18 protein-coding genes and 1 pseudogene are annotated in these 23658 nt (G+C 72.2%); 4 read left to right on the forward strand and 15 right to left on the reverse strand.

Going from position 1 to position 23658, the window contains the following annotated elements; translation table 11 throughout:
• Positions 1 to 1177: 1177 nt before the first annotated feature.
• Positions 1178 to 2266 (reverse strand): sensor histidine kinase, encoded by a 1089-nt coding sequence (locus KDL01_RS22490; protein WP_212530550.1) that lies wholly within the window; start codon positions 2264 to 2266, stop codon positions 1178 to 1180.
• Positions 2266 to 2928 (reverse strand): response regulator transcription factor, encoded by a 663-nt coding sequence (locus tag KDL01_RS22495; protein ID WP_212530551.1) that lies wholly within the window; start codon positions 2926 to 2928, stop codon positions 2266 to 2268. The genes KDL01_RS22490 and KDL01_RS22495 overlap by 1 nt, the downstream gene beginning before the upstream one ends.
• A 197-nt stretch (positions 2929 to 3125) precedes the next feature.
• On the opposite strand from KDL01_RS22495, the gene KDL01_RS22500 reads away from it, so the two are divergent.
• Genes KDL01_RS22500 through KDL01_RS22510 form a run of 3 tightly spaced genes read left to right on the forward strand, consistent with a single transcriptional unit; the run spans position 3126 to position 6399 of the window.
• Entirely contained in the window at positions 3126 to 4058 is a 933-nt protein-coding gene (locus tag KDL01_RS22500) for an ATP-binding cassette domain-containing protein (RefSeq protein ID WP_307846518.1), read from the forward strand.
• Positions 4055 to 5623 (forward strand): ABC transporter permease subunit, encoded by a 1569-nt coding sequence (locus KDL01_RS22505; protein WP_212530553.1) that lies wholly within the window; start codon positions 4055 to 4057, stop codon positions 5621 to 5623. Before KDL01_RS22500 ends, KDL01_RS22505 begins: the two co-directional genes overlap by 4 nt.
• A complete protein-coding gene (locus KDL01_RS22510) occupies positions 5620 to 6399 on the forward strand; it encodes an ABC transporter permease (RefSeq protein WP_212530554.1) in 780 nt (259 codons plus the stop codon). Before KDL01_RS22505 ends, KDL01_RS22510 begins: the two co-directional genes overlap by 4 nt.
• A 94-nt stretch (positions 6400 to 6493) precedes the next feature.
• On the opposite strand, the pseudogene KDL01_RS46810 reads toward KDL01_RS22510, so the two are convergent.
• From KDL01_RS46810 to KDL01_RS22570, 12 genes and pseudogenes are all read right to left on the reverse strand, one after another.
• Positions 6494 to 6577, reverse strand: a pseudogene (locus KDL01_RS46810) (hypothetical protein); the annotation flags it as partial.
• 132 nt (positions 6578 to 6709) lie between these two features.
• Positions 6710 to 9799: a lantibiotic dehydratase gene (locus KDL01_RS22520; RefSeq protein WP_212530556.1), complete on the reverse strand. Its 3090-nt coding sequence runs from the start codon at positions 9797 to 9799 to the stop codon at positions 6710 to 6712.
• Positions 9800 to 9840: 41 nt separating this feature from the next.
• Positions 9841 to 10410: an adenylyl-sulfate kinase gene (gene cysC, locus KDL01_RS22525; protein WP_212530557.1), complete on the reverse strand. Its 570-nt coding sequence runs from the start codon at positions 10408 to 10410 to the stop codon at positions 9841 to 9843.
• Between the two features lie 47 nt (positions 10411 to 10457).
• Complete coding sequence (locus KDL01_RS22530; protein WP_212530558.1) at positions 10458 to 11423, reverse strand: sulfotransferase family protein; 966 nt, start codon at positions 11421 to 11423, stop codon at positions 10458 to 10460.
• Positions 11424 to 11453: 30 nt separating this feature from the next.
• Positions 11454 to 12068: a GNAT family protein gene (locus KDL01_RS22535; protein WP_212530559.1), complete on the reverse strand. Its 615-nt coding sequence runs from the start codon at positions 12066 to 12068 to the stop codon at positions 11454 to 11456.
• Positions 12065 to 13180 (reverse strand): hypothetical protein, encoded by a 1116-nt coding sequence (locus KDL01_RS22540; protein ID WP_212530560.1) that lies wholly within the window; start codon positions 13178 to 13180, stop codon positions 12065 to 12067. The genes KDL01_RS22535 and KDL01_RS22540 overlap by 4 nt, the downstream gene beginning before the upstream one ends.
• Positions 13170 to 14294, reverse strand: coding sequence for a hypothetical protein (locus KDL01_RS22545; protein WP_212530561.1), 1125 nt, complete (start codon positions 14292 to 14294; stop codon positions 13170 to 13172). The genes KDL01_RS22540 and KDL01_RS22545 overlap by 11 nt, the downstream gene beginning before the upstream one ends.
• On the reverse strand, positions 14291 to 14911 hold the full coding sequence (locus tag KDL01_RS22550; protein ID WP_212530562.1) for a nitroreductase family protein: 621 nt from the start codon (positions 14909 to 14911) through the stop codon (positions 14291 to 14293). Before KDL01_RS22550 ends, KDL01_RS22545 begins: the two co-directional genes overlap by 4 nt.
• Positions 14895 to 16658 carry a nitroreductase family protein gene (locus tag KDL01_RS22555; protein ID WP_212530563.1) on the reverse strand — a complete coding sequence of 588 codons (1764 nt, stop codon included), beginning with the start codon at positions 16656 to 16658 and terminating at the stop codon, positions 14895 to 14897. Before KDL01_RS22555 ends, KDL01_RS22550 begins: the two co-directional genes overlap by 17 nt.
• Entirely contained in the window at positions 16645 to 17316 is a 672-nt protein-coding gene (locus tag KDL01_RS22560) for a TOMM precursor leader peptide-binding protein (protein WP_212530564.1), read from the reverse strand. Before KDL01_RS22560 ends, KDL01_RS22555 begins: the two co-directional genes overlap by 14 nt.
• A 29-nt stretch (positions 17317 to 17345) precedes the next feature.
• A complete protein-coding gene (locus tag KDL01_RS22565) occupies positions 17346 to 18617 on the reverse strand; it encodes a YcaO-like family protein (protein ID WP_212530565.1) in 1272 nt (423 codons plus the stop codon).
• 116 nt (positions 18618 to 18733) lie between these two features.
• Positions 18734 to 18916, reverse strand: coding sequence for a hypothetical protein (locus tag KDL01_RS22570; protein ID WP_212530566.1), 183 nt, complete (start codon positions 18914 to 18916; stop codon positions 18734 to 18736).
• 320 nt (positions 18917 to 19236) lie between these two features.
• Between KDL01_RS22570 and KDL01_RS22575 the strand changes: the two genes are divergently transcribed.
• Positions 19237 to 22059, forward strand: coding sequence for an AfsR/SARP family transcriptional regulator (locus tag KDL01_RS22575; RefSeq protein ID WP_212530567.1), 2823 nt, complete (start codon positions 19237 to 19239; stop codon positions 22057 to 22059).
• A 118-nt stretch (positions 22060 to 22177) separates the two neighbouring features.
• On the opposite strand, the gene KDL01_RS22580 is transcribed toward KDL01_RS22575, so the two are convergent.
• Positions 22178 to 23658: glycoside hydrolase family 130 protein (locus tag KDL01_RS22580; RefSeq protein WP_212530568.1), on the reverse strand; the 1481-nt coding region annotated here is incomplete at its 5' end.

The following is a 23658-nucleotide window of genomic DNA, read 5'->3' on the forward strand; positions in this document are numbered from 1 at the left end:
GGATGCCTTCTCGAACTGAACGGATAAGGGCCTAGAGAACCTCTATTCTTCCAGGTCAGAAGGCATCTCGTGTCACCGGGGTCACCCCAGGGCGGGCATCGAAGCATTACCCATCAGTGGATTCAGGCTGAGAGTTGGTGGAGTCGCAGGAAAAGATCTGAACCGGGTTGCCGTTCGCGACACCGCCACCACGGTCGTCGAGGCACATCCCCTCATAGCCCGTGATCTCGCCCGAGACAGCGGGCGCGCTGTGCGTAGCGGGGGCGGCCGAGGTCGCGGGAGCTGCGTGAGTAGCGACGACCGGTGACGGCGTCACGATAATGGTCCGCACCCGCTGCACCGCCGCAGTCGACGACGTCCGCGCTGTAGGCCTGCCAGGGGAGGGCGTAGGGCGCGGGCTCGGACTCGGCGTAGGGCTCGAGCTCGCGCTGTCAGACGCACCGCCGCCCGACGCGGTGGCAGCGTCCGGCGCCGACGACGGCGACGTACCAGACGCAACGAGCGTGCTGTCGTTCGGAGAGGATGGAGACAACACGGCGTACAAGCCACCACCCACCACCACAAGCACCGCACCGGCAATCAGCACCCGGTTACGAACGCCGTGCCCGCCACCACCGTTCTCGGACACGCCAGATCCACCGCCGGCCCGTCCCGCCGCCGCACCGGGCTCCTTCTGCGTGTCCTGAGCCGACGCATCGCCGACCACCCACACAAAGTTCGGTGTCTGCGATGACGGCGGTCGTTTGTCCCGAGTCATGTCGACGCTCTCGTTCCCTCGGCCTCATACGGCGTTGCCAGCCGGCTCCTGTCGAGAACTACGAGCGGACGCCGCCCATCGTTCAGTTCCACCGTGCGTAAGGAAGAGGGCAGAGGGTTACCGTCGGCCGACCCAGGTGACACGGCCGCAGACAGCAGACAGCAGCGCCGACGGCAGCTTCACCGACGCCGCCATTGCCAGCCTCTTCGAGAGTGCGACAGAACTTCGTCGCGGCGAATCCCGAACTCGTCCTCGCATCGGCGGCTTGAACAGAGGCGTCCCATTCGGCCTCGGCACCGTCCAGAGCAGTCGGAACAGCAGTCCTCATCACCGCTCTGGTGACCTACCTGGCGATGACGACGCGGGATGTGCGGGGCGCGCGCGGTCTGCGCAGGCAGGCCGAATCCCGCGCGACGCCGCTCAGGGGTGGAAGGTCACCTCGACGTGCAGTCCACCCTCAGGGGCTGACCGTACGGTGAGTGTGGCGCCGTGGGCTTGGGCGATGGCTCGGACGATGGCGAGGCCGAGGCCGTGGCCTTCGGTGTGGCGGCGCTGGCGTTCGCTGCCGATGCGCTGGAAGGGCTGGAGCAGGCGGTCGATCTCCTGGGGTGGGACGAGGGGGCCGGTGTTGTGGACGGTCAGGCGCGCTTCGCCGTTGTCCATCGGGGCGGTCGAGATCTCAATCGTCCCGTTGGGGTCGTTGTGTCGCAGGGCATTGTCGACGAGGTTCGCGGTCAGGCTTTCGGCGAGGCGTGGGTCCCCGAGGACGGGGGCGGGGGCGAGGTCGGCGGAGACCCGGATCGCGCGGCGGACGGCTTCGTGGCGCCGGGCGGCCAGGACGTCTCCGGCGATGCGGGCGAGGTCGAACCGCTCCCAGCGCTCGATTCCGCGTTCGCTGCTGGCGAGGGTCAGGAGTGCGTCGATGAGGCGTTCTTGTTGGTCGCCGACCTGGAGGGCCTCCTCGCAGGCGGCCCGGAGTGACGCGGTGTCGGCGTCGGGGTCGGCGAGCGCGACCTGCAGGAGGGTGCGTTGTCCGGCGAGGGGGGTGCGCAGTTCGTGGGAGGCGTTGGCCACGAAGCGGCGCTGGGCCTCGAAGGAGGTTTCGAGGCGGGCGAACAGGCCGTCGAGCGTCGCGCCGAGGTTGGTCAGCTCGTCGTCCGGGCCGCGCAGGTCCAATCGCCGGTGCAGGTTCGTGGCGGAGATCTCCTGTGCGGTGTCGGCGATGGCGCGCAGCGGTCGCAGGAATCTGCCGGCCAGCCACCAGGCCCCGGCCAGGGCGAGGATCCCGGCGATCACCACGATGACGGCGGCGCCGAAGGCGAACTGGTGGGTGGGCGGGACCGGTGTGGTGCCCGGGTTCGCGGGGTTGCCGTTGCCCGCGGCCGCGCTGCTGCTGCCGAACTGGATCGTGGTGGCGATCAGCACGGCGGCGAGCAGGCCGAGGAAGAGGCTGGAGTAGATCAGGGTCAGTTGGACGCGCAGGACGGGGCGTCGCGGGCGCAGCCGCATCAGGGTTCTCCGATCCGGTAGCCGCCCTCGCGCACGGTGTGGATGACGGGCGGGTCGCCGAGTTTCGCGCGAAGCCGGCGGATGGTGGTCTTGACGGCGGTGGTGAACGGGTCCGCCGCCTCGTCCCAGACGCGCTCGAGGAGTTCCTCGGCCGACACGACCTGGCCGCGGGCGCCCAGGAGGTGCTCGAGGAGCGCGAACTCCTTGGGGCTCAGCTCCAGGCGCCGCCCAGCGCGGAACGCGACCCGGCGACCGGGCTCGAGGGTGAGGTCCGCGTAGGCGAGGGTGGGCGGGGCCGCCGGAGTCGAACGTCGCCCGAGTGCGCGTACCCGGGCGACGAGTTCGGAGAAGTCGAACGGCTTGGGCAGGTAGTCGTCGGCGCCGAGCCCGAGGCCCTCGACGCGGTCTTTGACGCTGCTTGAGGCCGTCAGCATGAGTACCCGGCTTCCGGCGCCCTCGGCGGTGATGCTTCGACACACCTCGTCGCCGTGCACGCCAGGCAGGTCCCGGTCCAGGATCACGACGTCGTAACGCGTGGCGGCCAGGTGCTCGAGCGCGTCGTGCCCGTCGAGCACGACGTCCACGGCCATGCCTTCGCGGCGAAGGCCGGTCCCGATCGCGCGGGCCAGCACCTCGTAGTCCTCGACGACCAGTACACGCACGAGCCTCCTCCGTCCGCTTCCCACGCTACGTCCGCTACCCGGCTCGGTTTCGAGGGCCGGGCGCTTCCTGTCCTGCTCCCACGATGCCAGCAGATAGGTGTCAGCCCGGTGTCAACCGCCGACACCGGGCTGACACCGGTCGCGCCGTAGACCTTCACTCGACACTATTCGCCCCACGACCTAGGACGGATGAGCACGTGAGCGGTGCGTCCATCGAAGTCATCGAATTGCGCAAACGGTTCGGGTCCACCGTGGCCCTGGACGGTATGAGTTTCACGGTCGCCCCCGGGAAGGTGACCGGGTTCGTCGGCCCGAACGGGGCCGGCAAGTCCACCACCATCCGGGCCATCCTCGGGCTCGACGCCCCCGACGCCGGGCGCGCCCTCATCGGCGGTGCGGCATACCGTCGGCTGCGCCATCCGCTACGCCACGTCGGCGCTCTCGTCGACGACGCCGCGCTCCAACCCGGGCGCACCGGGCGCAACCACCTGCTGTGGATCGCCCGCTCGCAGAAGATCGAGGCCGGCCGGGTCGACGCCGTGCTCGAGCAGGTCGGGCTCACCTCGGCGGGCCGGCGCAAGGCGGGCGGCTACTCGCTCGGCATGCGCCAGCGTCTGGGCATCGGTGCGGCCCTGCTCGGCGACCCAGCTGTAGTGATCTTGGACGAGCCGTTCAACGGCATGGACCCGGAGGGGATCATCTGGATGCGTGGGCTGCTGCGCACTCTGGCTCAGGAGAAGCGCTCCGTGCTGGTCTCGAGCCACCTGATGGGCGAGCTTCAAGGCACGGCGGATCACGTGGTCGTGGTCGGGCGGGGGAGGGTCCTGGCCGACGCGTCGATCGACGATCTCGTCGCCCGCGTTTCACGCGACCAGGTCCTGCTGCGCACCTCCGCCCCGGACCAGGCCGTCAGGTTGCTCGGACAAGCCGGCGCCGCGGCAGCCGGTAGCGGGGACATCGTCACCGTCACCGGGATCGGCGCCCAGCGTGTGGTGGAGCTGCTGGCCGCGGCCGGCGTCGCGTTCTCCGAGGTCACCGCGCAGCGCGGGACGCTAGAGGACGTCTATCTCCAGCTCACCAGCGGCGAGGTCGAGTTCCGTTCCGGCGACGGACGGGAGGGTCGGCGATGAGGAGTACGACAAGGCGCCCGGACTTCGCTCCCGTACTGAGGTCGGAATGGGTCAAGTTCCGTACGGTCCGCGGCTGGCTGATCGGCCTCGCTCTCGCCGCCGTGCTGTGTGCGACCTTCACCTTCCTCGTCGCCAACGGCAACAACAGCAATTTCCAGCCGCACGTGCCCACCGGCCAGGGCGGTGAAGCGGTCGCCGACACCTACTACGTCCTCGACCAGCCGCTCACCGGCGACGGCACCGTCACCGCGAGGATCACCTCGCTCACCGGCGTGATCTCGACCGCCCCGAGCAACGAGGCCGCGAGCCAGGCGAACCCCGGCGACGCGGCTTCCGGCTTCGCGAACACGCGGCCCGGACTCGCCGGCTGGGCGAAGGCCGGAATCCTGCTGACTCCGAGCACCGCCCAAGGCTCCGCGTACGCCGCCGTGATGGCCACCGGCAGCCACGGCGACCGCTTCCAATACGACTACACCCATGACACCGCCGGCTCGCCCGGATCGGTCAGCGCCACCGCACCGCACTGGCTACGGCTGACCCGTACCGGAGACACCGTCACCGGCTACGACTCGGCGAACGGGACGAGCTGGTCCGAGATCGCCACCGCGCACCTGGCCGCACTGCCAGTCACCGTGACGGTCGGGCTGTTCACCACCTCGCCGATGACGTTTCAGACCTCCAGCAGCGGGGCCCGCACGATGGCCACCGCCACCTTCGACCACGTCACCCTCCAGGGCCAGGCCGCTTCCGACGTAGCCGGCACTGCCGCCGCGTGGCACGGTCAGAACATCGGTGGCGGGCCGCAGGACTACTATCCGACGCTGGCGAACGGCACCTCCCGGCAAGCCGGCGGCTCCATGGTCCTGAGCGGATCCGGCGACATCGCACCCGCCGTCCTCGCCGCCGAGCTGGGGGCCACCACCGCCCCCGCCACCCTCCAACTCGGGCTCATCGTCGCGCTGATCGCGCTCATCGTGATCGCCGCGATGTTCGTCACCGCCGAATACCGTCGTGGCCTGATCCGCACCACGTTCGCCGCCACCCCGCATCGCGCGCGCGTACTCGGGGCCAAGGTAGTGGTCGCGGGCGGCGTCGCGTTCGCGGCGACGGGCCTCGCCGTGGCCGTCGCCATTCCCCTGGCGGCATACGTGCTCACCGCGAAGTCCACCTACGTCTTCCCCGCCGGCGCCGCCACCGACCTGCGCGTGATCGTCGGAAGCGCGCTCCTCGCATCCCTGACGGCAGTGGGCGTACTCGCTCTCGCCACGCTCCTGCGTACGAGCGCCGCCGCGATCACCATCGGCATCACCGTATTCGTCCTGCCCGGTATCTTCAGCGCGGCCGCACCAGCCAGCGGAGGGGAGCGGTGGCTCTACGAGTTCACTCCGGCCGCCGCACTCAGCGTCCTGCAGACCTTTCCCACCGCCGGCCAGGTCGAGTATCCGTACACGCTGGCCAACGGTTACTACCCGCTGGCCCCGTGGGCCGGACTCGCGGTCCTCGCCGCCTACACGGGCCTCGCTCTCACCGCGGCCGCGCTGCTGCTCAAGCGGAGGGACGCGTGAACGCGGCACTGAGCGCCGAGTGGACCAAGCTGCGCACGCTGCCCAGCGTGGCCTGGCTCCTCGGCGGGATCGTCGCCCTGACCGCGGGATCCAGCGCCGGGATCGGCGCGGCCACCCACGTCACCTCCCGCGCGGGCCAAGGCGGACCGGACCCCGTGAAGCTCGCCCTGACCGGCGTCGACCTCGGTCAGGCGATCGTCGCGGTCCTCGCCGTCCTGGTCATCTCCGAGGAGTACGACACCGGCATGATCCGCACGAGCCTCACGGCCGTGCCGCGGCGCCACCTCGTCCTGGCGGCGAAAGCCACCACCGTCGGCCTGCTCACGCTCGTCGCCGCAGTGCCGGCCGTCGCGGCCTCCGTCCTGGCCGGCCGGCTCTTGCTGCCCGGCGCGGGGCTCGGCCCCGCCGACGGCTACTCCCTCATCTCGATCGCCGACGGCCCGACCCTGCGCGCAGCCGCCGGCGCAGTCCTCTACCTCGTCCTGATCGCCGTACTGGGCCTCGGAATCGCCACCGCGATCCGGGACACGGCCGTCTCGATCGGAGCCGTGCTCGCCCTGCTCTACCTGCCCACCCTGCTCGTCCAAGCACTCGGAGACCCGCTGCGCCGCCACCTCGAGCAAATCGCCCCCGGCATCGCCGGACTCGCCGTCGAGAACACCACCGACCTCGCCTCCCAACCCCTCACACCATGGGCCGGACTCGGCGTCCTGGCCGCATGGGCCACCGGGTCGCTCCTGCTCGCCGGACTCCTCCTGCACCACCGCGACGCCTGAAAGTCCGCCTTCACGACGGCGCACTTGGCCGAGGCGGGATTCCACTGTGCCTCGGGCGGAAACAGCCGCCGGTTCGCGGGGTAACGGGGTAAAACGCGGAATCGGTGGCCAGGTGTGTGGTGACCCCGACCTGGCGGTTGCCGGTCTTGCCGAGGGTGCCGGAGTACTGCCTGGCCACCAACGTTACGCACCTGACCAGGCACTACTCGTCAGTACATGGGCAATTCGACACCGATGCCGCGTACGGTCATTTCGTACGCGGCATCGGCGCGCTCGAAGTTCAGCGGACTTCGGCGTTACGCACTCGGCCTCAATGCGGCCCGCAGCTCTCACCGTTCGGGGGGTTCCTCCCGGCCCGCTCCTGCGCGGCGGCGCGGTCCCGGTGGCTCTGCACGGCGCCGCGGGCGATGGCGAACGCCTGTGCCTCGGCCGCGCGATCGACGCCGAGCAGGCGATTGGCCTGGACGTGAAGCACCGAGAGCAGCACCGAGTCGGGATCGATCCAGTCCTGATCCTGCGCCAGATCGCGCACGAGGGCGCCGTATGCGGGCATGAGCCGCACCAGCTGACCGAAGTCTGTGCCGGTGGGCAGCGGGTTGGACGGGTCGACGGCCGCGAGGGCGGCGCGGCGGCGCTCGGCGAAGGCCGGGTGGTGTTCGGCGGACCGGGGGACGCGGTCGCATAACCACTGCGCCCAATCGGCTTCGCCGATGTAGAGCCGCGCCATGAACGCCAAGTCCGCGGCGGTCTGAAGCAACGGGTCGGGCTGCGGTCCTCGTGTGCTCGCGCGGGCCGCGAGTCGCCGTACGGCGAGCACACTGCCCGCGTGGAAGACGCCCTCCGCCACGGCGATCGCGTCCGGTCCGCCGTAGCGCTCGATCTCGGGCAGATAGCTCTCCACGGAGAAGTCGCGAGCGACGCCGCCGGCCGCGAGGCCCTGGACCCAGTCGCGCACTTCCGGCAGTACCTTGACGGCCAGCGTCTCCGGGTCGGCGTGGAAGCGCAGCCGCAGGTGCGGTTCCGGGTCGAGGTAGCGCAGGAAGAACCAGCGGTCTACCTCTGCGGGCAGGCGATTGAGCAGCCGGGGAAGTTCGACCGCGAGTATTTCATCCTGCTGTTCCAGTGCGGACGGCAGCCGCACGTACAGCCACGGCCCGCCGGGTGTGATCGCGTCCGCGACCCGGCGTACCGGCGGCAGGGGCGCCGGGGAGGCCGCGTCGCTGCCGACCGCCGGTGCGTGGGGGAGTATCGCGACCACGATCTCCGCGTGATGAGTTCCGGTCGGACCGCTCAACCAACCCGGACCTCCGTGCTCTGCGAACAGGTCGGCCCGCAGCTCGAGCGGCTTCCCGCGGACAGCCTCCTGCCGCAGTATCGCGCGATGCCAGCCGTGGGCGAGATGCAGTGGTATGCGGTGGTCGGCCAGAACGAGTTCGAGCTCTTCCGGTACGGCGCGCCGCTGGAGCCAGGTGTCCAGGGCCTTTTCCCAGTCGCCCGTCGGCGTTCCCCGGTTCAGCAGGACCGGGTCGTCCAGCCGCCACCGTGCCGGGCTGAGCACGGTGCTGCCCGTGCGCACTGCGGGGAGGAACGGTGCCTGCGCGAACGGGCCCCAGTCCCAGGGCCGGTACGCACGCGCGGGGTACGCGGCCGCATCGAGCAGGAATCGGGCGATCGTCGGCATCTCGCTGCGGGCGAGCCGGTGGAATGCGACCGGTGTCAGTTCCCTGCCGAGTCGGGGCGCGGCGATGCGAAAGCCGCTCCGGTCCGCGCCGACGGCCAGGTCGCCGAGGGAGACCGTGTGCGGACCGGGTTCCGCGTGCACGCCGACGGTGAGCCGGTCCGGTAGCCACGAGCCGGTCCGGCACAGGTTGCCGAACCGGGTTCTCGTCACCGGGTGCACCAGGCCGACCGGCAGCGCGCCCGGCCGGGCGGCTCCCGCTGCCGCGGCCAGCGGGGCGATCCGCGGATCGGCCCCGAGCAGCCCGGCGAACCGGCCGAAGGCCGCTCCCGCGCCCGGCCCGATGCCGACCGGGCTCAGCAGCAGGGTGAATCGGCCCGCGTCGAGGGCCTCGGCGTCGCGGGCGAGCAGTTCGGCGAACAGGTCGAAGCCGCTCGCGGTCCGGCCCGGCTCGTCTCCTCCGAGCCGTTCGAGCTCCGTGATCAGTCCCGGGTCGAGTTCGATCTCCCGCCGGCCGTCCGCGGCGGCGTCCAGCAGCAGGGTGGACAGGATCCGGTGACGCTCGGCGTCTTCGCCGGGATGCGCGAGGCCGGCGACGCGTCCCGGGCCGGGTGTGCGCCGGTACGCGGCCGGAAGGCCGAGGCCGATATTGGGGTCGAGCAGTTCCGGCAGCGGCACCGATCGTGCGGTGCCATAGCGTTCCAGGAAGGCCTGGTGATACTCGCCGATCGGCGCGGTGGGGCCGGGCGAGATCCGGCACAGCAGCTCGGCGACTCGTTCCAGCTCCGCCGCGACGCACTCGGGCAGTCGGACGTCCGTCTCGAGGGCGAGGTCGGCGCGGGCGGCGAAGTCCGGCCTGGGCGTGTCGGCATCCGGACGGCCGAGCCGTGCCTCGGCTTGTCCGTCGCACCAGTTTCCGATCTCGCGCACCAGCGCGGCCTGCGCCGAAGCAGCCGGCAGCCGCCGTTGCACGTATGCGAGCGGATCCGCGACGTCCAGCGGCGGGTGCAGATCGGTCAGCAGCACGCCGAGGCTTATCAATTTCCTGATCAGTGACGTGATCGTCTCCTGGGCCGAGCGCGGGAAGCGGGCGGCGAGCAGGTCTTGGAGTTCGGGCACTGCGATCGCGGTCGCCGCGTACTCCAGCGCCGCCTGCACGGCCGGCGTGTGGGCGAGGGTGCGTTCGGTCCGCGTCCGGTTGGGCGTCGGCGGCTCGTCCCCTGATGCCTCGGCCTTCGCCCCGGGCGGCACGATCAGCCGGCGGCCGCGCACGAAGCACAGATCGTTGGCGGCCACGCGCAGCCCGGCCAGCACCTGTTCGTCCTGTTCCCACGCGCTGAGCCGGTCGCTCAGCCAGGCGGCCTCGGGCTGGAGCGCCTTCGGCCCGAAACCGCGGATGCCGCCGGCCTGCCGCGGGCCGAAGCCGGCCAGGGCGACTCCGGCGAACAGGCCGAACGGGGTGGGCCGCGCGGCCATCCGCAACTGGTAACGGGTGAGCGAGCACGCCGCCCTGGTCAGCTCCGGGAGACGGGTCTCCCGCCCGGCCAGGACCAGACGCAGGGTTCGCCCGAGTGACGCACTCGCGAGCTCGACCGCCTCGAGCAACTCCGGATCCTGGGTCAGCTTCCTGATGAGCGCGGCGGTCTCCTCGGGGCCGTCCGGTTCGGGCAGCCATCCGGCGCGCACCCGTACCCGCGGCAGCACCGGGACCCGGAGCAGCACCGGGCCACAGGCGAACCGACTACGCACCTGAGCGCCGCCGGTCACAGCAGGCCTCTGTCGGCGAGCACGGCCGCAAGGTGCGCCACCGACTCGGCCACGCGCCGGCGCGAGGTGTCGAGCACCAGATCCGGGGACTGCGGAAGCTCGTACGGGGCGTCCACGCCGGTCAGTCCGCTGAGCCGGCCGGCGCGCTGCGCCGCGTAGAGGCCCTTCACATCCCGCTCGGCGCACACTTCGACCGGGGCGGACACGTACACCTCGAGGAACGGCACGGCCTCGGCGCGGTGCTCGGCGCGCAACTGTTCGCGCGCGGCGCGGTACGGGGCGATGACCGGGACCAGGGCCAGCACCCCGTTGCGGGCGAGCAGCCTGGCCACCAAGCCGATCCGGGCCACATTGGCGTCTCGGTCCTCGCGGGAGTAGCCGAGCCCGGCGGACAGGGTGCGGCGCAGCTCGTCGCCGTCGAGGACCTCGACCCGGCGGCCGTCGAGGCGAGGCCACCCGGCCAGAGCCCGGGCGATGGTGCTCTTCCCGGCTCCGGACAGCCCGGTCAGCCAGACCGTCGCGCCCACGTCGGCGGGCCCACGGCGGAGGTGATCCGACACGCGCATCCCCTCTGCTCGCCGGTGCCCCTGGTCCGGCCCCTCTTCAGAAACGGTCAGCACTGCTCGCCCCTCCCGGCCGGGCCTTGCGGATAACCGAGGAGCCCGGCCAACCGGGCCAGCCGGTCGCACAGGGCCGGGGACAGGCCCCAGGCCGGGTCGAACTCGACCGTGTCCGGCAGGCGCGCGGAGCGCAGGCGCGGGGCGGCGAAGAATTTCGGGTCCCCGCCGCCGAATCGGCCGCCGGTGGGCCGGGCGTAGGGCCAGCTGCCGGTGTCGAGCATCCGGGCGAGCGCATCGGGCGTGGAGTCCACGCCCAGCCAGTCGAGCAGGGGCGGAAGGACGGTGTGCGGCGTGCGCAGGACGTCCTCGCCTCTCACCCGGCGCCAGCGGTGCGCCGGCAGGCCGTCGAGCGCCCGGACCACGCGCAGATGGCCCAGGTACCACTGGGACGCGCAGCTGAGCCGGCGGTGGTGTTCGACGGCTGTGCCGGAGGTGAGCTTCCAATGCTCGAACATCGAGGCCTGCGTGGTGACCGGGTGCCGGGTGAGGTGGATGAAGCGCGCGCCGGGAGCGGAGTCGAGGCAGCGGCGCAGACACGCCTCGGAGGAGGTGTTCTGCGGCGTCTTCTCGACGGCGGTACGGGGGCTGACGGCGCGCAGGAGGTGCTCCAGCACCTCCGCCGTGGTCCAGTCGCCGCGCTCGCGCAGCCATGCGTCGGCGCGCTCACACGCCTGATCGCCCTGCTCGCCCTCGTGCACCTGGGCCAGGGCCCGTACCAGGCCGCCGAGCCGCAGTGCCCGCCCGGCCGGCCCGGGAATCCGGCCGCCCTCGTCCGACACGAGGAGTTCGGCGACCGTCTGCGCTATGTTCAGTACGAGCTCGGGGAACGCGTAGAGCTGCGGGTGCCCGCCGAACATCGCGGTGACGACGGTGGAGTAGGACCGCGGCGGCGCCAGGATGAACACCGGCGCGGGAATCGGGTCCGGCCCGCGGACCGGAACGGTGCTGGTCTGTGTCATCGGTTCTTCTTCTCCCTGAGTCACTCGGGTTCACAGTTCCGGACCGTTGAGCCGGATCAGCGTCCCGGGCGGCCACTGCTCGATCCGTTCGGCCACCGGCAGCGCGACCGCCGGGTAATCGAGGGTCACCGGCCGCGACGGACCCCTGGCCAGGCACAGGCGGGTGCGCACGCCGTGCAGCACGTGCCAGCCGGCGGCCAGGTACGCCTCGACGAGGTCGCCGCTGAGATTGGTGAAGCCGAACGGGACGCCGAGTTCGCCGAGGATCAGGCCCATCCGGTGCAGCAGCCGCGTGCGCATGTCCCGCGGGCAGTGCAGATCGGGGTGGACCGCCAGCAGCCCGGTCTCCCCGACCAGTTGATCGGTCTGGTCCACCTGGATGAACCGGCGGGCCATCGCGTAGTGGCCGACGACGCCCGCCTCGGTCCTGGCCAGCAGGCGCAGTTCCGGCCGCAGACCGACCCAGCTGCGGGCCTTCGGGAACAGCACGGCGATGTCCGGGAACGCCTGCCGGAGGGTGTAAGCGATGTCCTGGTGGTCCGTCAGGGCCAGGTCACCCTCCCAGTGCACGGTGAAGCGGACGCCGCCGGACCCTTCGTCCTCACGGTCCTCGGCGCCGCTGGTGAAGCCGATCGCGTTCGTCATCGGTCGCCCGCCCGGATCGCGCTGGTTTCGCTGCCTGCCCGCACCGCCGCGAGGGCCAGTTCCCGCGCCGCCGGTCGGAACTCCCCAAGGCGGCCGCGGGAGAACGGCTCCAGCACACCGTCGGCCATGGTGTCCAGCGCATGACGTGCCAGAGGGCTGATCACCGCCGCGCGGCCGCCCTGCAGGCCGAGCGCGAAGGCGGTCAGCCAGTAGCCGAGCAACACTCGCGACGAGACGGCGATCGGTGCCCACCGCGGATCGCTCAGCTCGGCCTTGGCCATCACCGCGACCTCGGTCTCGGCCAGGCCGTGGGCGGCGAACAGCCGGGAGAGCGGCGCGTGGGTGAAACCCTGGGCCGCCGCGCTCGGAACCACGCAGCCGGCGATGGCCAGTTCCTGGTTGAAGTAGCTCACGGCGACCCGGTCCGGGCCCGGGCCGTAGGGCCGCAGGCCTTCGGCGGGCGGGCAGGCCGAGCGGCGGGGACCGAGCCGGTCGTTGCCCACCAGACTGTCAGTACCCAGATGCTCGACCAGGTTGGGCACGATCACGCAGGAGGGGATCGCCCGGCGCAGCAGGAATCCGCGCATCTCCACGTCGTCCTTCGCCGTCCGGGCTTCGCCGAGCCCGGCGAAGGCGCGCGCCGCGGCCGCGGGGAGGATCAGTCCCACCGTCGGCGTGTAGCCGTCGATCACCTCGGCCCAGCCGTGTCCGATGAGCGCGGCCAGCCGCACGGCGAAGGACGTGCGCGAGCCCCAGTGCGTGAACAGGCTGATCGCGTGTCCGGGCCGGCGCGCCGCCGCGTCGCGTGCCTGCCGGGCGAATCCCGCGGCGGGCCAGGCGTCGTCCTGCAGCACGAGGTGGTGGGTCGCGTCCGGCGCGACCGCGGCCCAGGCGTGGCGCGCCGTGCGCAGCGAGGACGGGGGCCCGGCCGGGTCGGGGTCGATCACCATGGCCGGCTCGAGGTCGGCCAGCGCGGCCAGAAGCCGTTCGGCCTCGGCGAGCCTGGACGGATGGGTCATCACGGCGGCGGAGAGGCGGACGCGTGCGGGCGGGGTGCCGGGCGCCGGGCGGGACGGTGCGGCCGACCCGAGCCTGGCCACGTCACCGGCCATTGGTCAGCGCCCCTTCCCGGGCGGGCGAGGGCGCGTCCAGCCGGGCGAGCAGGCTCGCCGCGATATCCTCGGCCGCGGACCACCGCACCAGGCCGGCCGCGACCGGATCCGGCCCGGCCGAGCCGCGCTCCGCGGCCTCGGCCAGCAGTTGCCAGAGCCGGGCCGGCTCGGTCGCCAGGCTCGCCGTCGCCATCAGTCCACTGCGTTCCAGATGCTCCACCCGGCGCCCGAAGGAGGCCGGGAACACCGAGCTGATCCGCGGATCGCTGAATCCGACCACTGCGATGCCGTTGGCGATCAGCTCGCAACAGGTGAACCCCATCGCGTCGACCAGCACGACGTCCGCCTTCCGGTAGTGCTCCTGCGGGTCGGTCACCAGGCCGGCCCAGTGGACACCGGGCAGCAGGGCCGGTGCTCCCGCGGGGAGGTCGCCGGCCGGCCGGGCCAGGATGGTGAGCCGGTCGTGCGGCCCGGCGTGCTGCTGCCAGGCCAGCAGAGTCCGGCTGATCATGCGCAGGGCCACGGGGCGGCCGGGCTCACCGCCGAGCCCGAGGACGACGCGCAGCGGGGGCCGGGGCGTGGCCCGCGGATCCGGGCCCGGCTCGGCGGCGCCCGCGCCGGGCGCGGGGAAGCGTTCGACGATCGGGCCGGTGAAGGTGACCGGTACGGTGACGGTCTCGGGCGTCCGGTGCGCCGCGGCCAGATCCGGCACGATGACCTCGTCGGCGAGGTTGAATCTGTAGTCGAGGTCCGGCCGGCCGATGTCGCTGAAGAACCAGTCGGTCAGCAGGACGCACGCGACACCCAGGACCGTGCGGCAGTAGGGCAGTGCGGCCACCACCTCGTCGGTGACGACGAGCCCGGGCCGGGGCGCGGCAGCCAGGTACTCCCGCACCGCCACGCCCACCGCGGCCAGGTCGCGCGGCCCGCCTGGAGTCTCGATCTCGACGCACGGGATCGACCGGGAACGGAAGTAGTCCAGACCGGTGCCGTAGGAGGCGATCTCGATCTCGAGGCCCGGACGGAGGCGACTGAGGGCTCGGATGACGCGCAGATCGCGCGCCGCGTGGCCGTAGCCGACACCGGAAGAGATGAAGACGACGACGTTGTTCATGCCGCACGGCCCACCGCGACGGTGAACAGGTGCCGGACGCCCGGCTCGCCGTCCCGGCGGACCGCGGCGGTGATCTCGCGCGCGCTGCGGCCGAACACGCAGCCCTCCAACCCCGCCGCACGCGCGGCCAGCCAGAGGGCGTGGCCGAACCCGGCCACGCGGACCAGGAGTCTGCGATAGCCCTCTTCGCCGGGGCTTTCGGTGTGCGCGCCGATGTCGGCGCACAGCAGGAACAGCGCGGGTGCGCGGCAGTAGGCGACGGCCAGGGCATCGGTCTCGAGGAAGGACGCGAGCCGGGCCGGGGTCGGGCCGGCGGCTGCGGTGATCCGGTAGATTCCGGGGTCGCGATCCGTCACCCGGAGCGCGGCCAGGTAGGTGCTCGGCGCCGGGCCGGGCCAGAGCCCGAAGGACTGCCTGTCGAAGGCCTCCGCGCTCGCCAGCGCCCGGGTGAGCGGCCCCAGGGTCAGCGGTGCGGGAGCGAATTCGCGCACGCTGCGACGCCCGCGCAGCACGTGCGCCAGCTCACGGCCGTCGGCGTGCGTCGTCAGCTGCGACGCGGGTGTTTCCGGTCTGGCCCACAGCCGTGCGAGCGGTTCGTCGTCACGGACGAGTGGCATGGGATGTCTCCGTTTCGTACAGACCCGCCACGGCGGCCAGGATCTCCCGGCCTTCCGACAGATCGATGGCGTCGGCGAGCTTCGCATCCCAGGACCCTGCGAACTCGAGGCCCAGGCCAAGGCCGGTCGCCACGGCCGAGAGCTGGGCGGCGGCGCAGCCCGCGTCCAGGTGCGCCAGCCGGAACGCGAAGTCCCCGTACTTGCGCGCGATCCGGTGGACGTCGCCGACGAGCAGGACCAGGACGTCCGGCTCGCCCCGGGCAAAGCGGACCGCGCGGCGCGCGTAGAGCGCCGCGGCCTGGTCGGCGTGCACCTCGACGAGCCGGTGGCCGGTGTCCTCGTAGGCGAACAGGGTGTCGGCCGGTCGGCCGAACAGCGGTTGCCGGGCTGTCAGATAGAGCCGGACGGATCCGAGGTTCCCGGCGCTCTCGGTCCACCGGTGTCCGGCGGCGCCTTGCTCCGCGCTCGAGCTGAATCCCGCCGTGCGGTTGAGCACCGCGGCCACGGCGTGGTCGAGGTCGACGGGCCGCGTGCCGTCCGACCGCACCCAGGCGGAGGTCAGTTCGCCGTGGGGCTCGGGCAGGTGTTCGGGCTCCGGCAGGGCGATCCTCGGCGCGGATGGAAACGCGTCGGTCCTCGTCGCCGCGGACGCGGCGCGTCGAGCGGCGCGCTGCGGATCGGCTTCCGGGGCCGCCGGCCCGGCGAGATTCAGGGCCATGACGGACTCGTAGTACTCGCCCGCTCCGCCCGGTTCGTCCCAGTCGGGCCCGCTGCCGAGGCAGTCGACGCAGTCCCGGCGCGGACCGACGGTGAACCGGCGGCGCTTCACATGCGGATTCTCATACACGGTCAGCGCGGCGGCGGGCGCCGGAGGGGTGAGTGCGGCCAAGATCGCCAGGATCTCCGCGGTGACGAGCGCGTCGAGGACGTCGTCCGGTGCGCCGGAGCCGTCGGCCGCGCGAGCCGGGTCGCCGAATTCCCGGAGATAACCGTCTTCGAAACAGGCGGGGCACACCGAGCCGGACAGCCCGAACAGCGGACCCACCTCGCGCCGCGCGGCGGTACGCCCGTAGCGCAGGACGCCGCGGGTCGCCGCCGGCATGAGCCGCGTGGCGGGCGGCCCGCCCTGCGCGAACCGACGCACGGCCGCTGCGTCGAGCAGGCCGGCGGCCATGACCACGAGCCGTCTGCCTTCGTCGGATCCGCCGTGGCCGGAGCCGAAAGCCTCGGGCGGCACCTGCTCCGGACGCTCTGCGCAGAGCACTGTGCCGACCCCGGTCTCCACGAGGTCCGCGTGGATGCCTTCGTACCGGCGTTTCGGCCCGATCAGCGCCACCGCCGACCCGCGCAGCACTCCGGCGAGCTCATCGGCGCTGTGGAACTCAGGGGTCGAATCGAGGTTGCGGGCGAAGTAGCGAACCGTCGATCCGGTCGGCGCACCCCCGTCGACGGGCCGGTCGACGACTTCGAGCATGCCCGAATCGGCGAGCTGGCGGACGATGCGCCGCACCCGGTCCCGCGGCGTCCCGGTGTGCTGGGCGAGTTCCTCGAGGCTCCGGTACGTGTCGAGGGCCGGTAAGAATCCGTCGCGCAGCGCGACGGCGGCCGGGCCGGTCATCCGGCGGCGCCGGGGCCCTTCCACCACGAACCCGTCCTCGACCGGTACGACCAGCAGCCCGCGTCGGAATCTGGCCCGTTTCGGTTCGGCCCCGGCCGCGCCGTTCGCGCCCGACTCAAGCATCGACATGGAGGCCTCTTTCTCTCTCGCGCAGCCGCGCCACCGCGTCCACGACCCGCGGGCGCGAGGGCTCGCCGGAGTCCGCCGCGCCGGTACAGCGCGCGCAGGTATGGCAGGGCACGACGTGGTGTGCGCTGATCCGGCCGGTACCGGTCTTCGCCGAAAGCACCTGGTCATGCAGGCTCGATGACTCGCCCGCGTCCGGTCCGCCACTGAGGAAGGCCTCTGCCAGGCCCGCCGCGAGCCTGCCGTGGTGCGGCAGATGTCCGAAGGCGTCGAAGTCGGTGAGCCCGTCCACGGCTCGGTGTACGAGCTGTGTGGTCGTGCGCTGATTGTCGTGCTGCAGGCGACGGGTGTGGTAGCACTCGAAGCAGGGGCCGCCCGGTGATCCGAGCCACGGTCCGACCCGGATGTGGGTGGGCTCGGCGAGGATCGGCAGCCAGGGGCATCCGGCGGCGAGCGCCAGGGCGTCGACGCGACGGCACAGCGCGGGCGCCGGTCGGCCCACGGCGAGCACCAGAGCCGCCGGACCGGTGCCGGCCGCGCGCTCCATCTCGTCGAGCCCGGCGATCCGCCGGTTCCGGGCCGGATCGCACCCGAGCAGGCGCGCGACCCGTTCGCCGAATTCCCCGGCGCCGATGAGGACGACTGCGGCTGGGACGGACACTGCATTCCCTTTCCTGCGAATCCTGACGGTCATGCGAACGGCTGCGGCCACGGGTTGAGCTCCTCCGGCGGGAGCGGCGCGCACCCCATCGCCACCGGCGCCGCGTACAGCCGCGGGTGTGCTCGGAACTGGGCGTGGCGCAGCATGGTCAGCGGCTGAAGATCGGGCACGACCACGCTCACCGCGGTCAGCCCGGCGGCTTCGAGTTCGGATGTGGTCATATCGAGCCCGATCGCCTCCATGCCCCGCTCGGCGAACACCGCGATCAGCCGGCCGAGGCGGGCCTGCGGGTCCCGGTCGAAGGCGAGCGGCTCGACCCCGGTGATCAGCCGTCCGTCCGGTCCGGCGAACAGGAAGTCGAACGCGGCGGCCCGCTCCGGGTGTGCCATGTAGCGCGCGCCGTCGGTGAGCGAGCCGAACGTGGCCGGATCCGACTTCAGGTCGGTGCCGCGCAGGCCCGGCCGGATGCCGATCGCCTCGAGCAGGGCCTTCTCGGCGGCCTCCGGCAGCGAGGCGGCCGCACCGCAGCCGACGACGGTGTGCAGGCTCGCGTCGTGCTCGGCCTGCTGCAGGCAGTAGACCACCGGCACACCGAGGTCCGTGGTCGCGTCGAAGAGCCAGGTCCGCAGGTGCCGGCGGGCGGCCCAGTCGATCAGTTCGCGGGTCAGATCGCCGTGCCGGTCGGCCGGCAACTCCGGCGGGGTGAGCCGCTGAAGCCAGATGAGCGCGATCGCGTCCCGCTCGACCATCTCGCACAGGGCGCCGAACAACGCGTTCTCGGCATCGGTGTGCACGGCGTGGCCGGTGGAGATGCGATAGCTGAATCTCTCGGCATCCGACTGCTCAGGGATCTGATAGCAGGCCAGCACCGCGGGTACCCAGGTGGCCTCGCCGGTGGCGAGGTCGGTCCCGGACACCCAGCGGATGGGAGCGGCCGGATCGAACGGGACCACGGGGCAGGCCGGGTGGGCGTACTCCTCCGGGGTGCAGCGCGGGAGGCGCCGCAGGTCGAGATGGCGTCCGGGCAGATCCGCGGCGGTGCTCCACACCATGGGCACCCGCGTGCCGGAGAGCCCCGCGTACCGCTCGGCGGTCTCGGCCAGCGCGATCAGGCGCGCCGACGCGGGATCGCGGTAGGTCCGGCCGGCCCCGACGATGCTGGTCATCCCGTTCGCGCCGAACGGGATGCCGGCTCCGGCCATGCCGATGACGTGGCGGTAGCCGGGGAGGCCGGGCAGCGGCGGGTCGGTCAACAGGCCACTGACGACCCCGAAGGGCGACAGGAGGTACTCAAGGCTCATGGGTGCACGTCTCCACTCGGCGGAAGGGTCGGTCTGCCGGTGTCCGCGGGGCGGGGCGTGGTGAAGCAGCAGGCTGCTTCACCACGGGTGTCATGCGATCCCCGTTGTCAGGACACTCAGAAGCAGGTGATGCTGAAGCTCGCGCCGCTGCAGGCGCTGCTGCCGCAGCCGCCGCACGCCTGGATCTCCAGGACATCCAGGTCGTCCAGGTTGTCGCCGACCACCTCGGCGATGAGCTCGGTCCAGTCCACCTCGGTGAGGTCCTCGGCCAGCAGGCCGCTCTCCACGGTTTCGGGCATGTTCTTCTCCTGTCTCGTAGCACGGTCCGCCGAGGAGTCCGGCGCGGCGTGGCCGCACCGGGTCTCACGACCCGGCCCGGCCGGCCGGCCCCGACGGTCTGGAGCGCAGCGTGCCCCGGGGCGGTGGCGTCCGGCTGACGCCGCGCGCAAGCGTGACGCAAGCGCCGCCCCGACCGGCCAGGATCGGCCCGAGCGAAGTCAATGGTCCATACCACTTGCCCAGCCCGGGCGGGCCCTATAGCCTCGGCGGATCAGGGGGCTTGGACCGACGTCCAAGCGGCTTTCCCGGTTCGGGAGCAGCGGAAGGGGGGACGCTGGTCGTGCGCTTCTGCCTGCTCGGCAGCATCCTGATCGACGACGGTGCCGGCGAACGGCCGATCACCGCGGCACGGCAGCGTGCCCTGGCGGCCGCGCTGCTGCTGCGGGCCAACCGGGTGGTGGAATGGGACGAGGCCGCCCGGCTGGTATGGGAGGGCGAGCCGCCGGAGGGCGCGCGCGCCACCCTGCACGGTTACGTCTCACGGCTGCGCCGCGCGCTCGGTCCGTCGGCCGCGGAACGGATCCAGACCCGCGATTGCGGCTATCTCGCCGTGGTGCGCGCCGGGGAACTGGACCTCGACGAATTCGAGCAGCTGCGGACACGCGGAAAGAGCGCGGCACGCGAGGAACGCTGGGAGGAGAGCCGCCGGGATCTGGCCCAGGCGCTCGCCCTGTGGCGTGGCACACCGTTGCTGGATGTGACCTGCCTGGCCGGGCGGGAGGACGTAGTAAGGCAGTGGACTGAGATCAGGCTGCAGACGCTCGAGGCACGGCTGGCCGCCGATCTGGAGCTCGGACTGCATCAGGTCGTGCTCGCCGAACTCACCGGCCTGGCGCGCGAGCACCCGCTGCGCGAACGCTTCACAGGCCAACTCATGCTCGCGCTCTACCGTTGCGACCGGCAGGCGGAAGCGCTGGCCGTGTATCGCGATGCCTGGAAGACACTGGTGGAGGAGATCGGGGTCGAACCCGGTGCGCTGCTCAAAGACCTGAATCAGCGCATCCTCGATCGCGATCCCGCATTGGCTCCGTCCCAGGGCCGGCCCTCGGTGCAGGTGCCGGCGGTCCGCACGCCGCCGCCGCCGGCCCAGCTGCCGCCGGTGACCGCGGACTTCAGCGGCCGCGGCCCGCAGACCGCCGCCCTGCTGGAATTTCTCGAGCCGGCCGGGCCGGCCGAGGCGTCAAGGCTGGCCGCGGTCACCGGTCCGGGCGGGATCGGCAAGACGACGCTGGCCGTCCACGTCGCGCACCGGCTGAGCCGGTTCTTCCCGGACGGCCAGCTGTTCGCCGAGCTCGCCGGGGCCGGGCCCGAACCCGTGGCGCCGCAGGAGATCCAGGGGCGCTTCCTGCGTGCGCTCGGCTTCCCGCCCGAGGCGATACCAGCCGACGACGAGGAGCGCACCGCCCTGTACCGCTCCGCGCTCGCCGGGCGGCGCGTACTCGTCGTGCTCGACAACGCCTCGAGCTGCTCCGCGATCAGGGATCTGCTGCCGGGCACCGGTCCGGCCGCCGTCATCGTCACCAGCCGCGCCGCGCTCAGCGATGCCGCGGTCGGCCGAGCGGTCAATCTCGACCTGTTGTCGGCCGCGACCGCCCGGCTGTTCTTCGAGCAGCTGATCGGCGCCGCCCGGGCCGGAGCGGAGCCGGGCTCGGTCGAGGAAGTCGTCGAGGCCTGCGGCGGTCTGCCGCTGGCACTGCGGATCGCCGGCGCCCGGCTGGCCGCGCGCCCGCACTGGAGCGTGCGCTCCCTGGCCGACCTGCTGACCGACGCCCGCGGCAGGCTCGGCGAACTGAGCGTCGGCGAGCTGTCGGTGCGCGCCTGCTTCCAGGTCGGCTACGACGGGCTGCGCGGCCCCGGCCTGCCCTGGTCGGACCGGGCGGACCACTATTTCCGGCTGCTCGGTCTCGTGGACCTGCCCACGATCAGCGGCCAGGCCGCCGCAGCGCTGTTCGACGTACCGCCGGCCTGGGCGCACGGCCTGCTCGAGCGCTTCACCGACGCCCGCCTGCTGGAGTCGCCGGGCTGCGACCGCTATGGCTTCCACGATCTCACCCGGCTCTTCGCCCGGGAGCTCGGGCTCGTCCAGGAGAGCCCGGCCGAACGGACCGCGGCCCTCGGACGCCTGTTCTCCTGGTACCTGGCCAGCGCCGAGGCCGCGGCCCTGGCACTGCGCCCGGACATCGCGCCGGTGGTGCCCCGGCCGGAGGAGGGGCGCGCTCGGGGCGGTGCCGAACCGGCCGTCCCGGCGGACCGGGCCGCGGCACTCGCCTGGTTCGAGAGCGAGCGGGCGAACCTGGTGGCCGCCGCGCTGCAGGCGCACGAACTGGGCATGTGGGACCTGGCCTGGCGGATACCCGAGGCCATGCGGACGTTCTTCATCGTGCGCCGGCACTGGGCGGACTGGATCCGTACCTACGGAACCGGGATCGACGCGGCCAGGGAGTGCGGCGATCTGCTCGGCGAGGCCAGGATGCACGACGGTCTCGGGGTGGCGTACTTCGACGTCCACCGCTTCGCCGAGTCCGCGGAGGTGACGCAGACGGCTGTCGCGGTCTACCGGGCCGCGGGCCGGCGGGATCTGGAGGCACTGGCGGCGAGCAACCTGACCGGCGCGCTGGGCCGGCTCGGCCGGTATCCCGAGGGCATGGCCGCCGCCCGCGCCGCGCTCGAGATCCAGCTCGCCGACGGCCAGTTGAACGCCGCCGCCACCACCTGGGGCAACCTCGGCATGCTCCAGTTCTTCAGCGGGGATGCCGCGGCCGCCATCGAGAGCTACCTGGTCGCCCTGGATCTGAGCCGGCGCACCGGAAACCGCTACGCCGAGGTGGCTGTGCTGAGCAACCTCGGCGAGGCGTACACGGCGGTCGGCCGGCACGTGGCGGCCATCGAACACTGTCATCAAGCCCTGATCCTGTGCGCGGAGCTCGGCACCGACCACGGCCGCGCGATCACCCTCGCGCACCTGGCCGAGGCGTACTGGCAGACCGGCAGCGCGGGGCAGGCGCGCGAGGCGTGGCAGGAGGCCGCGGGCATCTACGAGCGGCTCGGTGCACCCGAAGCGGCGGAGATCCAGGGCCGGTTGCGCCAGACCGAATCGGTGTGACGGCCGAGCGCTGCTCGACGTGCTTGCGCGCCTCCACCACGTCGGACCGCGCCTGCCGGTCACGCCCGCGACGATCCTGCGCGACCGCAGAGGCCGTACCTCATGTGTGAGTACGAACTCAGGATGTCGTGAGGCGGTCAAGCAGGGCGGACAGCTGGATCCGGGCGAAACTGATTCCGGTGTCGGACGTGCCGTAGGGCAGGACGAGAGTGCCCTGGTGCACCAGTGCGCCGCAGGAGTAGACGACGTTGGGGACGTAGCCTTCCCGCTCACCTGGCTGTGCGGTGAGCAAGGGCTCAGAGAGCGCGCCGAGGATTCGGTACGGGTCTTCGAGGTCGAGCAGTACCGCGGAGATGGCGTAGTCGCGCATCGGTCCCACGCCGTGGGTCAGCAGCAGCCAGCCGGCCTCGGTCTCGATCGGTGACCCGCAGTTTCCGAGCTGGACCAGTTCCCAGGGGTGGTGCGGAGTCTGCAGGGTCTGTGGTTCGGGCCAGGTGTGCATGTTGTCGGAGCAGGTCAGCGAGTTGGACTCGCGATCGCGGCGGGACAGCGCGAAGTATCGGCCCCCGATCCGCCGCGGGAACAGTGCCATCCCCTTGTTGACGGCTGCGGCGCCGGTGAGCTGCGAGGCGCGGAAGGTGAGGAAGTCCGCGGTCTCCAGCAGTTGCGGGGCGATGCGGCGGCCGTCGTAGGCGGTGTAGGTGGCGTAGTAGATCTGCGATCCGTCCTCCTCGGTGAAGAGCACGAAGCGGGCGTCTTCCATACCGTGGCTCTCTGACGGGCCGACCGGCCACAGCACCCGGCCGCCGATGTCGCTCTCCCCGGAGAATTCGACCTCGTAGTTGTTCGCCGCGATCTCGTGTATCCGGTCCATGGTGCGGTGCGCGCTCTCGCGGGTGTGCAGTTGCGGGTGCAGTTCGGACAGCGCCTGTTCGAGGTCCTTGTCGGTGAACCGGGCGGACAGATTGCGCCGGAGGAAGGCGGTGAGCTCGTCGTCGTAGCCCTCCTCGGCGAGCTTGCCGTGGAATACGGCGCTGTCGCACAGGACCCGACGGTGCTGACCGGTGAAGAGGTGCGGGCCCGGCTCGTCCACGGTCAGCCGGTCGTCCGGGCCGATCACCCCGGTCCGGAATCCGATCGAGGACAGGTGCCCTTCACCGACGGCGCGCACGCTCATCACGAACCGGAGTCGGTCCTCTCCCAGGCCGCTTTGATCCGGGGCCGGGACGATCGAGGGGTTGAACAGCGCCGCGCCCTCCACCGCGTACTCGTGGGTGAAATAGGCGCCGATGAGCCGGCACCGGGCTGCGGAGGGCCGGGCGGCGAGGGCCACGCGGTGGCTGACCGAGGTGAAGTGGTCGGTGAAGGTGTCGGCGAGCCGGTGGTGGCGGCCGGCGAAGCGGTCCAGGGTCGCGGCCAGTTCGGCCTCCACGGCCGCCTCGTCCATCGCCATCACCCGGTCGATCACGGCGGCGGACCGTGATCCGTATTCCGGCACGTCGTCGCCGGGGACGAAGAGCTTGGTGATCACCCGGCCGGGGTCTGGGCGAAGCTGCGGGCCGGTGCGGACCACGAGGTCCTGGACGGGCGGGGCAGGGC

The sequence above is a fragment of the Actinospica durhamensis genome (assembly GCF_018139695.1).
In the GTDB taxonomy this organism is placed as follows: domain Bacteria; phylum Actinomycetota; class Actinomycetes; order Streptomycetales; family Catenulisporaceae; genus Actinospica; species Actinospica durhamensis.